Raw genomic sequence first — 13372 nt, 5'->3', positions numbered from 1 at the left:
CTTCAACCTCTCAAGTAGGTCAGTACCGCGGATACGCGCCGGTCCAACCCATCTTCCAACCGCAGCTTGGCGAAAATGTTTCCCACGTGCTTGCGAACTGCGGCCTCACTGACCACCAGCTGCTCCGCGATCGACGCGTTCACCCGGCCCTCGGCCATCAGCGCGAGCACCTCCAGCTCACGCGGCGTGAGCGCGGCCAGCGGCCCGTCGTTGCGCCGTCGTGCGAGCAGCTGACGGACGACCTCCGGGTCCACCACGGTCCCGCCGTTCGCGACCCGGTCCAGCGACTCGAGGAACTCCGTGACATGCCCGACGCGGTCCTTCAGCAGATAGCCGATCCCGCCGGTCGTTGTCTCCAGCAACGACGAGAGGTACGCGTCGGCGACGTACTGCGAGAGCACCAGGATCCCGATCGCCGGCAGTTCGGAACGGATCGCCGCGGCGGCGCGCAGACCCTCGTCGGAGTGCCCGGGCGGCATCCGGACGTCGGTGATCACCAGGTCCGGCGGCTCCTTGCGTACGACGGCGAGCAGCGTGTCGGCGTCCCCGACCGCGTCCCGTACGTCGTGCCCGGCGCGATCCAGAATGCTGGCCAGGCCCTCCCGCAACAGCAGCGAGTCTTCGGCCAGCACAATGCTCAAACGACGGCTCAGTCGCCGAGTCGGCACGGGCACTCCATTCTCAGTCGGGTCGGCCCACCGGGTGGGCTGTCGACGTCGAGTGTGCCGCCCAAGGCGTCCAATCGCGTGACCAGCCCGGTGAGTCCGGTCCCCGCACCGAGACGTGCGCCGCCGATCCCGTCGTCCTGGATCGTGAGGACGAGCCGCTCACGATCCACCCAGCCGGACACTTCGCACTTGGTCGCCTGCGCGTGTTTCGCGACGTTGGCGAGCGCCTCGGACACGACGAAGTACGCCGCGGCCTCGATCGGCGGTGGCAAGCGGGTCGTGGACAGCTGCACCGTCACCGGGAGCGGCATCCGGTCGGCCACCTCCCGTACGGCGGCCTCCAGCCCGTGATCGACGAGCACCCGCGGATGGATCCCGCGTACTGCGGCCCGCAGGTCGGCCAAGGCCGCCTCCGCCTCGGAGTGCGCCTTCACGACCAGCCGCCGCCCCTCACCGTCGGGCAGATCCAGCTCAGCCAGCCCGAGCGTCATCGTCAGCCCGACCAGCCGCTGCTGTACGCCGTCATGCAGATGCCGCCCGATCCGCGCCCGCTCCGTCTCGAACGCGTCGACCAGATCGAGCCGCGAACGCCGAAGCTCGGCGAGGTTGCGCTGCAGCTCCTCCTGCCGCGGTCCGAGCATGGCCTTCGCGAGCGAGGCCTCAGCGCCGGCGATGACCCCGAGCAGGTACGAGCTGAGCACGTAGAACACCGGCCCGAACAGGATCAGGAAGAGGAACCCTTCCCCGGCAGAGTCGAGCGTCCACGGCCCCATCCCCATCTCATCGGTGTCGGCGATGATCGGCGCGGCCAGCGTGGTCAGCAGAATCGTCGCGCTGATGCCTGCGAACAATGCACTCAGCGGCCAGATGAGGACCCCGAGCACGAACCCGTACCCGAGAGCCCGCATCGAAGCCTGCTCGCGCCGACGGAAGGTCAGCCGCTGCTTGAGCGACAAACCGAGCGGCAGCGGCGCGTGCGGGGTGCTGATGCCGTCCACCAGCATCAGCCCGGCCCGCCAGCGCTCGAACCAGCCGATCGCGGCGCCGATCAGCGGGAACGCGGTCAGCATCAGGATGCCGATCAGGATCGGGCTGAGTACTGCGCTGAGCGCCGCCAGCCCGACCAGTACGCCGATCGCCAGCGCACCGACCGGCACGGACGTGAAGAGGTACGCGTAGCTACGCCAGGGCCACGACGAGATCAGATAGCGCGGCGAGGCCAACGCTTCCCACGCCGTCTTCGGACTCTCCACGCTTTCAACCCTAGAGGGGGCTCAGGCTCGAGGACGGTAGCGTGCGCGCTACTCCAGGTCTCCACCATGGGCCAGGGCTTCGCGGCTGCTTCCACGGTTGCCTGGTTCTATGACCGCTACCGCGCCTTCGTACCCGACCGTCGCGCCGATCGAGCCGCCTGCACTGCTGCTCGACGGCATCACCAAGACGTACCGTTCCAAGGCGGGAGCGGTTGACGCGCTGCGCGGAGTGACGTACCACTTCGCCCCCGGCTCCTTCACCGCTGTCATGGGCCCATCAGGCTCCGGCAAGTCGACGTTGCTGCAGTGCGCCGCCGGACTCGACCAGCCGACCACAGGCACCGTCGTACTCAACGGAGTGACGCTGAGCGGACTGAGCGAGGTCGAGCTCACCAAACTGCGCCGGGCGGAGATGGGCTTCGTGTTCCAGGCGTACAACCTGCTGCCGTCGCTGACGGTCTACGACAACGTCGCACTGCCCCTTCGGCTGACCGGACGCCGGCCCTCGCGGGCCGACGTACACCGGGTGCTCGACCAGGTCGGACTGGACGGCAAGGCGAAGCGGAGGCCCGCGGAGCTGTCCGGTGGTCAGCAGCAGCGGGTTGCGATCGCGCGAGCGCTGATCACCCAACCGTCGGTGTTCTTCGCCGACGAACCGACCGGCGCGCTCGACAGCGGCACCAGCCGGCAGATCCTCGGGCTGTTGCGTGAAGCAACCGACCGCGCCGGCCAGACCGTGGTCATGGTCACCCACGATCCGGTGGCCGCGGCGTACGCCGAGCGGGTGCTGTTCCTGTCCGACGGACTGCTCGCCGGGCACCTCGATCGCGCCACACCGACGCAGATCGCTGCCGCCATGAGCGATCTGGAGCAGTGATGTTCTTCCTGAGCCGACAGACCGTCAGCCGCCACCGGTCGCTGTACGCCGGTTCGTTCGTCGCGCTCGCCGTCGGGGTGTTCCTGCTCGGGCTGGCCGCGACCGCGACGGCTGCCACCATCGCGTACCGCGGGCCGGCCGCTTCCGCCATCACCGTGACCACTCTGGGCGGCGACGGTGCAGCGCCTCAGCAGATCCGGGTGCCGTTCTCGGACGCCGATGTCTCGGGGCTCCAGGTCGTGCTGAACATGGTCGGGACGATCAGCGGGTTCATCACGATCTTCGTGATCGCCAGTACGTTCGCCTTTGCGGTCGCGTCGCGCCGCCGCGAGCTCGGGCTGCTGCGGCTGACCGGCGCGACCCCACGTCAGATCCGTCGGATGGTGCTGGGCGAGGCGCTGGTCGTCGCGCTCGCCGCCTCACTGACCGGTGCGCTCGCGGCTCAGCTCGCGACTCCGCTGCTGCTGGCCAAGGCGTCGTACACCGAGCTTGCGCCGGTGAAGCTGGAGCCGGCTTCGCCGTGGGTGCCGCTGGCGATCGCGGTCGGCGCTGGGCTGTTGGTCGCGATGCTCGGGGCGCGGTCGGCCGCGCGGCGGGCCGGTCGGGTCGGGCCGATCGATGCGTTGCGGGAGGCTGCGCTGGAGCCGCCGCGGATCGGGCTGGTCAGGATCATCTTCGGCTTGTTGTTTATGGGCGGAGCGGTCACGATGCTGACCCTGATCCGGCCGTCGAGCGGCGACGGCGCCGTACCGCTGGCGATGTTCACGCCGATGGTGATGGTGATCGCGCTGACGCTGCTCGCACCGCTCGTCGTACCGGTCCTGGGTCGGCTGTGGGCGCTGCCGCTGGTCGCGTGGACCCGTGTGTCTGGACGCCTTGCCCGTAGCAATGTCCTGGCCGCCCCACGGCGTAGCGCGTCTCTGGCTGCGCCCATCCTGGCCATCTCGGCCGTTGCCGGCTCGATGGTGCTGAGTCTGAGCTTCGCCGCGGACAGTGCGGGGGCGACGATCCGTGACGCTGTTCGCGCTCCGATCGTCGTCACTGGAGGAGCGCCGGTTACCGGCCCAGGAGTGAAGGCGGTAGATGCGGGGGTTCCGTTGCAGATGGTGCGGATCGATCGGGACGATGCCGAACTCGAGGACGTCGAAGGGATCGATCCGGCGATCGCCACGCAGACCCGGGACCTCACTCCCCTGTCCGGCGACCTCAGCCGGCTGACCGGGAATACGGTTGCTATTGGCAAGGAAATGTCGGGGTTCGAGGGCTACAGGGTCGGGGACGAGATTCCGCTGGTGTTCGTCGATCGGGCGCCGGTGAAGCTGCGGGTGGTGGCGATCGTGAAGGACGCCTTCGGCGTGAACCCGTCGTTGCTCATCCCGCTTGAGTTGGCCCGCAAGCATGCCCCGACGGCGGAGCCCCAGCGGCAGTTCGTGCTGCCCGCCGACGGCGTCGATCCCGCGACCCTGGTGAAACAGTTGCCGAATGCGCAGCTGGCCGCGAGTTGGGAGGCCGACCAGGCGGACGGCGTACGGAAGGGCAACCAGCTCGGGCTCATCCTGTTACTCGGTCCGGCCGGCCTGTACAGCGCGATCGCGATCGCCAACACGCTGCTGATAGGCAGTCTGCAGCGGCGCCACGAGTTCATCACGTCGCGGCTGCTCGGCGCGACCCCGGCGCAGATCCGGCGGATGGTGCTGTGGGAGTCGTCGCTGGTCGGCGCGGTCGCGCTGAGTCTCGGTACGGCGATCACGGTGACCGTCGGGATCCTGATCCGGCGCGCGATGAACGCCGGGCTGGCCGACGTACCGTTCACGGTTCCGTGGGGTGTGCTGCTGGGCATCGGCGGACTTTGTCTCATCCCGGCGGTAGGGTCCGCTCTGGCCCCGACCACGTACATCCTGCGCCGGTCGCAGCCTGCCGCGGTCCTCGAATAGCCATGGACTAGATCGGTACGGCGGAGATGATCGGCGCAAGGGTGGGTCGTGGCCGGGCAAACAGCCGTTGACCAGGGACAATGGGTACGGCGCCGGACCGTCGCGGCGCCGTACCGGTTTGAACGAGGAGCTCGTAGACCCGCATGCCACGCCGTACCAGCACCGCCGAACCCGAAGACTTCGAGGAGCGCATCCTCGACATCGACGTCTCCGACGAGATGCGTACCAGCTACCTGGAGTACGCCTACTCGGTGATCTACGCCCGGGCGCTGCCCGACGCGCGGGACGGGCTGAAACCGGTGCAGCGGCGGATCCTGTTCTCGATGGCGGAGAACAACATCCGCCCCGACCGCTCGCACGTGAAGTGCGCCCGTGTCGTCGGTGAGGTCATGGGTAAGTACCACCCGCACGGCGACGGCGCGATCTACGACGCCCTGGTCCGGACCGGGCAGTCGTGGTCGATGCGGGTGCCGCTGATCGACCCGCACGGCAACTTCGGCTCGCTCGACGACGGCCCGGCCGCGATGCGGTACACCGAGTGCCGGATGGCTCCGCCGGCGATGGCGATGACGGCCGGCCTGGACGAGAACGTCGTCGACTTCAAGCCGAACTACGACGGCCAGGAGGAAGAGCCGTCGGTGCTGCCGGCCGCCTTCCCGAACCTGCTGGTCAACGGCGCCACCGGGATCGCGGTCGGAATGGCCACGAACATGGCCCCGCACAACCTGGTCGAGGTGATCCAGGCGCTGCGGCACCTGATCAAGACGCCGACCGCCGACATCGACGACCTGATGCGGTTCGTCCCCGGGCCTGACCTGCCGACCGGCGGCAAGATCGTCGGCCTCGAGGGCATCAAGGACGCGTACGCGACCGGTCGCGGTAGCTTCAAGATGCGCGCCACCGCCCGGATCGAGAACGTCACCCCGCGGCGCAAGGGCATCGTGGTCACCGAGCTGCCGTACGCCGTCGGCCCGGAGAAGGTGATCGAGAAGATCAAGACGCTGGTCCAGGCGAAGAAGCTGCAGGGCATCGCCGACGTCAAGGACCTGACCGACCGGACCCACGGCACCCAGTTGGTGATCGAGGTCAAGAACGGTTTCGTCCCCGAGGCGCTGCTGGAGCAGCTGTACAAGCTGACTCCGCTCGAGGACGCGTTCCACGTCAACAACGTCTGCCTGGTCGAGGGCCAGCCGCGGACACTCGGCCTCAAGCAGCTCCTCGAGGTCTACCTCGACCACCGGTACGACGTGGTACGCCGGCGCAGCGAGTTCCGCCGGAAGAAGGCGCAGGACCGGCTGCACATCGTCGAGGGCATGCTGATCGCGATCCTCGACATCGACGAGGTCATCCAGATCATTCGCAGCAGCGAGGACTCGGCCGAGGCGCGGTCCCGGCTGATCGAGATCTACGACCTGTCCGAGATCCAGGCGAACTACATCCTGGACATGCCGCTGCGCCGGCTGACGAAGTACTCCAAGCTCGAACTGGAGACCGAGAAGGGCGAGCTGGAGCGCGAGATCGAGGCGCTGACCGCGATCATCGACGACCCGAAGCTGCTGCAGAAGACGGTGTCGGACGAGCTCGCGGAGATCGCGAAGACGTACGGCACGCCGCGACGCACCGTGCTGCTGGAGTCGTCCGGCGCGACCAAGACGGCCGCCGTACCGCTCGAGGTCAGCGACGACCCGTGCTGGATCCTGATGAGCTCGACCGGGCTGCTCGCCCGGACCAACGGGGTCGAGCCGTTCGGCGGCGGCGAGGCTCGCGCGAAGCACGACGCGATCGTGTCGGCGATCAAGAGCACGGCCCGCGGGCAGTACGGCCTGATCACGAGTGCCGGCCGGCTGATCCGGCTCGAGTCGCTCGACCTTCCCGCCGTGCCGACGACGGCTGCCGCGCCGAACCTGCAGGGCGGCGCGCCGATCGCGGAGTTCGTGTCGCTGGAGCCGGGTGAGAAGGCGCTCGCGCTGACCACGATGGACCCGGACTCGGTCGGTGTCGCTCTGGGGACGACGGGCGGCGTGGTGAAGCGGGTCGTGCCGGACCACCTGAGCAACCGCGACTCGTGGGAGATCATCGGGCTGAAGGACGGCGACGAGGTCATCGGCGCGGTCGAATTGTCGACGGGTGAAGAGGAGCTGTGCTTCATCACGTCCGACGCGCAGTTGCTGCACTTCCCGGCGTCCGCAGTACGGCCGCAGGGACGGACCGCGGGCGGTATGGCCGGCGTGCGTCTCGCCGCGAACGCGAAGGTCGTGTTCTTCGGAGCCGTCGACCCCGGCCGGGATGCGCAGGTCGTCACGATCGCGGGCTCGTCGTCGGCACTGCCGGGGACCGAGGTCGGCGCGGTCAAGGTGACGCCGTTCAGCGAGTACCCGGGCAAGGGCCGCGGGACCGGCGGTGTGCGCTGCCAGCGGTTGCTGAAGGGTGAGGACGGGCTGCTGCTCGGATTCGTCGGTGCGGCTCCGGTGAAGGCCAGTGCGAGCAGTGGCGCACCGGTGGACCTGCCGCCGGTCGACCCGCGCCGGGACGGCTCCGGCGTACCGGTCGCGCAGCCGATCGCTGCGTGCGCTGCTGATCTGGCAGGCTGACCCTCGTGAAGAGACTGCTCGCGCTCGGCGCGGTCGTAGTACTTGCGCTGGCCGGATGCAGCGGCAAGAAGGACACCGGCGGGAGCGGGCAGTCCAGCGGGGACGCGGTCGCGCTGCTCACCGACGTGAAGAAGACCATCGACGGGGCGGCGAGCGTGCACATCGTGCTGACCGGCCGCGATCTGCCGGGCAACGCGCAGACGCTGGCCAGTGGTGACGGTGTTGCGACGCACGCGCCCGCCTTCAAGGGCAAGCTGACGGTGCGGTCGGCCGGTGCGCCGATCGACGCCCAGGTCGTCGCGGTCGGCAGCAAGGTGTACGCCAAGCTGTCGTTCACGCCGACCTACATCGAGCTTCCGCCGTCGCAGCTGGCCTCGCTCGGCGCTCCCGACCCGTCGGTCCTCCTCGACCCGGCGAAGGGCCCGACCGCGGTCCTGCCGACGATGAAGGACCCGAAGATCAAGGGCGACACCCGCGAAGGCGCAAAGGTGCTGACCGAGGTGACCGGCTCCGTCCGCGGCAAGGATCTGCAAGGCATCTTCCCGAAGGCGCCCGCGGACCAGGACTTCCCGAGCACCTTCAAGATCGACAAGGACGCCAAGCAGCTCGTCTCGGCCACCATCACCGGCCCGTTCTACTCCGGCGCGACCAGCAGCTACGACGTCACCCTCGACAAGTACGGCGAGAAGGTAGAGATCACGAAGCCGTGAGCGACAGCTCGGCGAGGACGCGACTGACGCTGGCGTCGATCGCGGTCGCGTTCGCGGCGGCGGACACGTACGTCGTCGTGCTGGCGCTTCCGGACATGATGGCCGGCGTCGGGCTGTCCGCGGACGAGTTGCAGCGCGCGGCGCCGATCATCTCAGGGTTCCTGCTCGGGTACATCGCCGTACTGCCGCTGATCGGGCGGATCGCGGATGTGGTCGGGCGGACGCCGGTGCTGGTCGGGGCGCTGCTGCTGTTCGCGGTCGGATCGCTGATCACGGCCGGTGCGTACGACCTGCCGCTGGTGGTAACCGGTCGGTTTCTTCAGGGGGTCGGCGGCGGTGGCCTGGTTCCGGCGACGCTCGCGCTGGTCGCTGATCTATGGCCGGCCGACCGGCGCGGTCTGCCGCTCGGTGTCGTCGGCGCCGTCCAGGAGCTTGGGGCGGTTCTCGGTCCGCTGCTCGGCGCCGCCGTACTCGCGGTGGCCGACTGGCGGTACATCTTCTGGCTCAACCTGGCTGTCGCAGTCGTGCTCGCGCTGCTCCTTCGCGGCCGTCGACGGCCCTCGCTCTCCGGTGTTGTCGGATTGCTCGCATGTATCGCTCTCGGTCTCACGCTGACGGCACCCGAGCGACTCGCGTCCGGTGTGACGCTCGGACTGCCGTTCGTGCCCTTCACCGGAACCTCCCGGCTGCTTACGCCGATCGGCGTCGCCACTCTTGTCCTCGCGCTGATCTGGCTCGGCCTGGTGCTGTGGCGCGGGTGCGGCCGAACCTCTGGCGTTTTGTCGCGGGTTGACCTCGTCGGAGCACTGTTGCTCGCCCTCGCACTGGCGGGCGTGGTGCTGGCGTTCGCGACGGCGGACCCGGAGCGTGAGCTGATGTCGCCGGCCGGTCCGTGGCTCCTGGTCGCGGCCGCCGTCTTCGCGGTGGCGTTCGCGCTGTGGCAGCGTCGTACGGCGGCAGCGATCGTGCCTCGTGGGTTGCTGGGTGCCCGTCATGCCTGGGGCTCGTTGGCGGTCAGCTTCCTCATCGGCTGCGCGCTCATCGCGGCGCTGGTCGACGTACCGGTGTTTGCGCGGACTACGCAAGGCGGTGGGCAACTGGCGGCCGCGCTCGTGCTGGTGCGGTTCCTGATCGCGCTGCCGGTCGGAGCGGTTGCCGGTGGGTGGCTCACGCGGCGCTACGGGCTCGGACTGATCGCGGGGGCCGGGCTGGGGTTGTCCGCGGCGATGTTCGTCGTCATGGCGTTCTGGAGTCGTACGGCGCTCGATCATTGGCCGGCGACTGTCGTACTGCTCGTCTGCGGTTTCGGATTCGGCCTGGCGCTGTCGCCTCTGAACACCGCCATGCTCGGTGCGACGCCCGCCAACACACACGGGCTGGTGAGCGCGCTCGTCGTCGTCGCACGCATGGTCGGCATGCTGGTCGGCGTTTCCGCACTGACCGCGATCGGGCTCCGGCGGTACTACGCCATTGCCGACGGCATCAAATCACCGAACGAGCTGTGCCCGTCCTCCCCCGGCAACTGCCGGCCGTTCGTCGACGCGCTCCGCGATGCCGCCATTTCACAAGTTCACGCGATCTTCGCCGGTGCTGCCGTGTGCGCGTTCCTGGCCGCTGGCCTCGCCGTGCTCCTGCTCGGCCGACGTGGGCTAACGCACACATGATGATCATCATGAGGGACAGCTGTCTCACCTCGCGTACGGTGAGGGTGTGACCCCTGCGCCCGACGCTTTGTCGAACACAGCGCGGCCCGGCCTGTGTTCGACGTACTGCCGGGTGTTGCGTGAGCCGCTCGCCGGTACTGCGGTCGTGGCCAAGGGATGGGTTGTTCTCGAGCAGCCGGGGCCGTGGGGTGCGAAGGCGCCGACGCAGAGTCACCTCGATGTCGAATTCGGCGGGTCGTTCGACGACGAGTGCAAGAAGGCCGATCTACGGTTCGGGCTGATCCGGTCGCCGGGGCGGCATGCCGACGCGGCCGAGCGGTCGCACCAGGTGTTCGTCGCCTCGACCACGCCGGGCCGGAGCTGGCTGCTCGGCGGCCGGCTCGACGACCCATCCGAGCTGCGCGACCTCGATCTCGGTGCGGTCGCGCGCGGTGACCGTGCTGCGGTGATCGCCTCGCTGCCGGTGCTCCTGCCGGTCGACGAGCCGGTCGTGCTCGTATGTACGAACGGCAAGCGTGACGAATGTTGCGCGCTTCTCGGTCGGCCGCTGGTGTCAGGGCTCGCCGAACGGGCACCGGGCCGTGTGTGGGAAGCCAACCATCTCGGCGGACACCGCTTCGCTCCGACCGCGACGTACCTGCCCGCCGGCACGATGCACGGGCACCTCACCGTCGAGACCGCGGTCGAGGCGCTGGCCGCCGCCGATCGCGGCGAGACCATCACCACCGGACTGCGCGGCCGCTCCACCTGGAGCAAACGCGGTCAGGCGGCCGAGGTCGCCGTCCGAGAGCTCACCGGCGAGCTCTCCCTGGATGCGTTGCGTGTGATGGCCGACGACCCCGAGACTGTGACCGTCCAGCACCTCGACGGCAGGTCGTGGATCGTCCCGGTCACCAGCACGCTCGCTGACCCTCCCCGTCCGGACTCGTGTGGAAAGGAACCGTTCGCGATGTCGATCCTGCAAACCGGAACTCCAGTGTCAGGCGCGATCCGATGACCGGCGGATTCGACGATCTGCTTGCCGCCAACGCGGAGTACGCCGCAGATTTCCACTACGGCGGTTTCGACGGGATCGCGCACGCCGGGATCGGCCTGGTCACCTGCATGGACTCCCGGATCCCGCCGCTGGAGATGCTCGGCCTCAAGCCGGGTGACGCGAAGGTCCTGCGCTCCCCCGGCGGGCGCGTCACCGAGGTCACGATGACCGGGCTGGTGCTCGGCGCCCAGCTGCTCGGCGTACGCCGGATCATGATCATCCCGCACACCCGCTGCGCGATGGCCGCGATGTCCGAGGACGAGTTGCGCGCGAAGGTCGAGCAGGCGGCGGGCAAGCCGGCCGGATACCTGCCGATCTCGGTCATTCCCGACCAGCTCGAGGCCCTCCGCCGCGACGTCGCCGCGGTCCGCGAACACCCCCTCATCGGCGACGACATCCTCGTCGGCGGCTTCATGTACGACGTCGACGACGGCCGTCTCACCCAGATCGACTGACGCGTCGCGCCGGCCCGGCTAGAGCATGATGACCTTGCCGGTGTCGAGTTCGTAGTACGCGGCGGCCAGTCGGAGTTTGCCGGACCTTTCCAAAGGGCCGATGACAGGTGACTGGCGGAGTCTGGCAAGGACGAGGGTCACGTTGGCCCGTACGGCGTTGGTGAGGCGGTCGCCGGGTTTGCCGGTGACCTGGCGGACGGCCGGCGCGAGAGTGTCTACGAGGTAGTCGAGGCCCTTGGTGTGAGAGGTGCGTTGATCGGCGTCCAACGCCTTGATGGTGGCGTCCAGGGCACCGCAGCGCTGGTGGCCCAGGACCATCAGGAGCGGGGTGCGGAGCTCGGCGATGCCGAACTCGATGCTGCCGGTCACCGACTGGTCGAGCGCTCCGCCGGCGCTACGTACGACGACGAGATCGCCCAGACCCTGATCGAAGACAAGCTCGATCGGCACGCGGGAGTCGACGCAGCCGAGGATCGTGGCGAACGGCTGCTGGCCTTTGCTCACCGCCACGCGCCGCGCAATACCTTCGTTCAGGTCCTGGTCCTGAGCCGCGACGAAGCGCGCGTTGCCGACCATCAGTCGCTCGAGAGCTTGCTTGCCGTCGGCAACCGGTCTCTCGGTCGTGCTCGGGACCTGCGTGCCGGCGGAGAGTTCGGGGGTGCCTCCAGCGGCCCCTGCGCAACCGGCGAGGGCTCCGGCGCCGAGAGCGGCCAGGCCGGCGGTCAGGGCCTGACGGCGGGACGGATTGGTCAACGGAGGGCTCCTCACGCGCGGACGGCGTGGGCGGTGCCGTCCTCTTGACGGTAGCAGATTGCATACAGTCTGCAGTACCCACAAAGTCTTCGAATCTCTCGGCTCCAGCCGGGAAATCTGATAGACACCCCGTATGAGACTCCGCCCCAGCTCATTCCACCGTTCCCTGCTCATCGGCGCTTTGGCGCTGACCGCCGTCCTTTCCGGCGCGCCCATGGTCCAGGCCGTGCCGACAACCGGCTGTCTGGATCAGTCGACCGCCGGGACCGTCGAGGAGCAGCGACTCGACAGAGGGGTCGGCGGTGGCCCGTCGGTTCCGGCCGAGATTTTGCGGCGGTCCGGCTTCGACCAGCAGGTTGAGCTCTTCACTCGACTCCTGTGCCACGTCCCAACCCGTCAGGCCGCGGCGGTTCTGGTGCGTGCCCAGGGCGAGACGCTCTGGCGTACGGCGACGTACCGGGCTCAGCATCCCGTCCACGGAGCCGACGCGCTCCCGGCAACCGACGACCGCGGCCTGTACTGGGCGCGGATCTCGATGGCATTCGCCTTACGCCAATGGCAACCACGCTTCGGCCTCGGTACGACGGAACGCGCCGGGCTCATCAAGTCGTTCGAGTACGCGTCGCGAGGCATCACGAGCACTCGCTTCACACCGGGCGTGCGGAAGATCCTCGTCACCGGGTTCGATCCGTTCACCCTGGACGCGGACATCCGCATCGGCAACCCGTCCGGCGCGAACGCGCTCACGCTCGACGGCCAGCGCTGGACGGTGAACGGCAAGACGTACGAGATCCAGACCGTCGTCTTCCCGGTCCGCTACACCGACTTCGACGAGAACATGGTCGAGAACGCTCTCGCGCCGCACTACCGCCCGGGTCCGCAGCACGCCGATCTCGTCATGACCGCGAGCCAGGGCCGCGTCGGCATCTTCGACCTCGAGGTCTTCAACGGCCGCCGCCGTTCGGTCAGCTCGATCGGCGACAACAACAACCTCTGGGGCGGCGGCACGATCAACGCACCGGTCGTCTCCCCCAGCATGCCGCCAGGCCCCGAGTTCATCACCTCGAGCCTTCCGCTGGCCCGCATGTCGCAGGCCGACGTCAGCCCGTTCCGGACCCGCGTCAACACCTCGGTCCTGGAGATCCCGGCCGGCCAGACCGAGCCCGTACGCCGACCCGACGGCCCGACACCCGGCTCGATCGCCTCGGAGGGCACCGGCGGCGGCTACCTGTCCAACGAGGTCGCCTACCGCAACACCCTCCAACGCGACCTCCTCGACCCGTCGATGCCAGCCGGCCACCTACACGTCCCGGTCCTGTCCTTCGACCCGGCAAACAAGACCGAGATCACCGACCCGACCTACGAAGCCAACCGCGAGTCCATCGTCACCGGAGCCCACGCAATCCTTCGAGCAGCCCTGCGCTAGAACAG

At 68.9% G+C, this 13372-nt stretch carries 11 protein-coding genes; 8 read left to right on the top strand and 3 right to left on the bottom strand.

Going from position 1 to position 13372, the window contains the following annotated elements; translation table 11 throughout:
• Positions 1-2: 2 nt before the first annotated feature.
• Together AB0J62_RS25240 and AB0J62_RS25235 are read right to left on the bottom strand one after the other, a co-directional pair.
• Entirely contained in the window at positions 3-668 is a 666-nt protein-coding gene (locus AB0J62_RS25240; protein ID WP_363875805.1) for a response regulator transcription factor, read from the bottom strand.
• Entirely contained in the window at positions 650-1921 is a 1272-nt protein-coding gene (locus AB0J62_RS25235) for a sensor histidine kinase (RefSeq protein ID WP_363875802.1), read from the bottom strand. The genes AB0J62_RS25240 and AB0J62_RS25235 overlap by 19 nt, the downstream gene beginning before the upstream one ends.
• A gap of 109 nt (positions 1922-2030) precedes the next feature.
• Between AB0J62_RS25235 and AB0J62_RS25230 the strand changes: the two genes are divergently transcribed.
• The 7 genes from AB0J62_RS25230 (at position 2031) to AB0J62_RS25200 (ending at position 11188) form a co-directional block, all read left to right on the top strand.
• Positions 2031-2798: an ABC transporter ATP-binding protein gene (locus tag AB0J62_RS25230; protein WP_363875799.1), complete on the top strand. Its 768-nt coding sequence runs from the start codon at positions 2031-2033 to the stop codon at positions 2796-2798.
• On the top strand, positions 2798-4732 hold the full coding sequence (locus tag AB0J62_RS25225; RefSeq protein ID WP_363875796.1) for an ABC transporter permease: 1935 nt from the start codon (positions 2798-2800) through the stop codon (positions 4730-4732). The genes AB0J62_RS25230 and AB0J62_RS25225 overlap by 1 nt, the downstream gene beginning before the upstream one ends.
• 143 nt (positions 4733-4875) lie before the next feature.
• Entirely contained in the window at positions 4876-7323 is a 2448-nt protein-coding gene (locus AB0J62_RS25220) for a DNA topoisomerase IV subunit A (protein WP_363875793.1), read from the top strand.
• 5 nt (positions 7324-7328) lie between these two features.
• The gene (locus tag AB0J62_RS25215; RefSeq protein WP_363875790.1) at positions 7329-8033 is read left to right on the top strand and encodes an LppX_LprAFG lipoprotein; all 705 of its coding nucleotides are present in this window, start codon (positions 7329-7331) and stop codon (positions 8031-8033) included.
• Positions 8030-9697 carry an MFS transporter gene (locus tag AB0J62_RS25210; RefSeq protein WP_363875786.1) on the top strand — a complete coding sequence of 556 codons (1668 nt, stop codon included), beginning with the start codon at positions 8030-8032 and terminating at the stop codon, positions 9695-9697. The genes AB0J62_RS25215 and AB0J62_RS25210 overlap by 4 nt, the downstream gene beginning before the upstream one ends.
• Before the next feature lie 46 nt (positions 9698-9743).
• Positions 9744-10694: a sucrase ferredoxin gene (locus tag AB0J62_RS25205; RefSeq protein WP_363875783.1), complete on the top strand. Its 951-nt coding sequence runs from the start codon at positions 9744-9746 to the stop codon at positions 10692-10694.
• Positions 10691-11188 (top strand): carbonic anhydrase, encoded by a 498-nt coding sequence (locus AB0J62_RS25200; protein ID WP_363875780.1) that lies wholly within the window; start codon positions 10691-10693, stop codon positions 11186-11188. The genes AB0J62_RS25205 and AB0J62_RS25200 overlap by 4 nt, the downstream gene beginning before the upstream one ends.
• Positions 11189-11206: 18 nt before the next feature.
• Here the strand turns inward: AB0J62_RS25200 and AB0J62_RS25195 are convergent, their stop codons facing one another.
• Positions 11207-11941: a carbonic anhydrase gene (locus AB0J62_RS25195; RefSeq protein ID WP_363875777.1), complete on the bottom strand. Its 735-nt coding sequence runs from the start codon at positions 11939-11941 to the stop codon at positions 11207-11209.
• 133 nt (positions 11942-12074) lie between these two features.
• On the opposite strand from AB0J62_RS25195, the gene AB0J62_RS25190 reads away from it, so the two are divergent.
• Positions 12075-13367 (top strand): hypothetical protein, encoded by a 1293-nt coding sequence (locus AB0J62_RS25190; protein WP_363875774.1) that lies wholly within the window; start codon positions 12075-12077, stop codon positions 13365-13367.
• Positions 13368-13372: the final 5 nt, after the last annotated feature.

Source organism: Kribbella sp. NPDC049584, assembly GCF_040675555.1.
GTDB lineage: Bacteria > Actinomycetota > Actinomycetes > Propionibacteriales > Kribbellaceae > Kribbella.
This window is presented reverse-complemented; position numbering and strand designations above follow the sequence as displayed.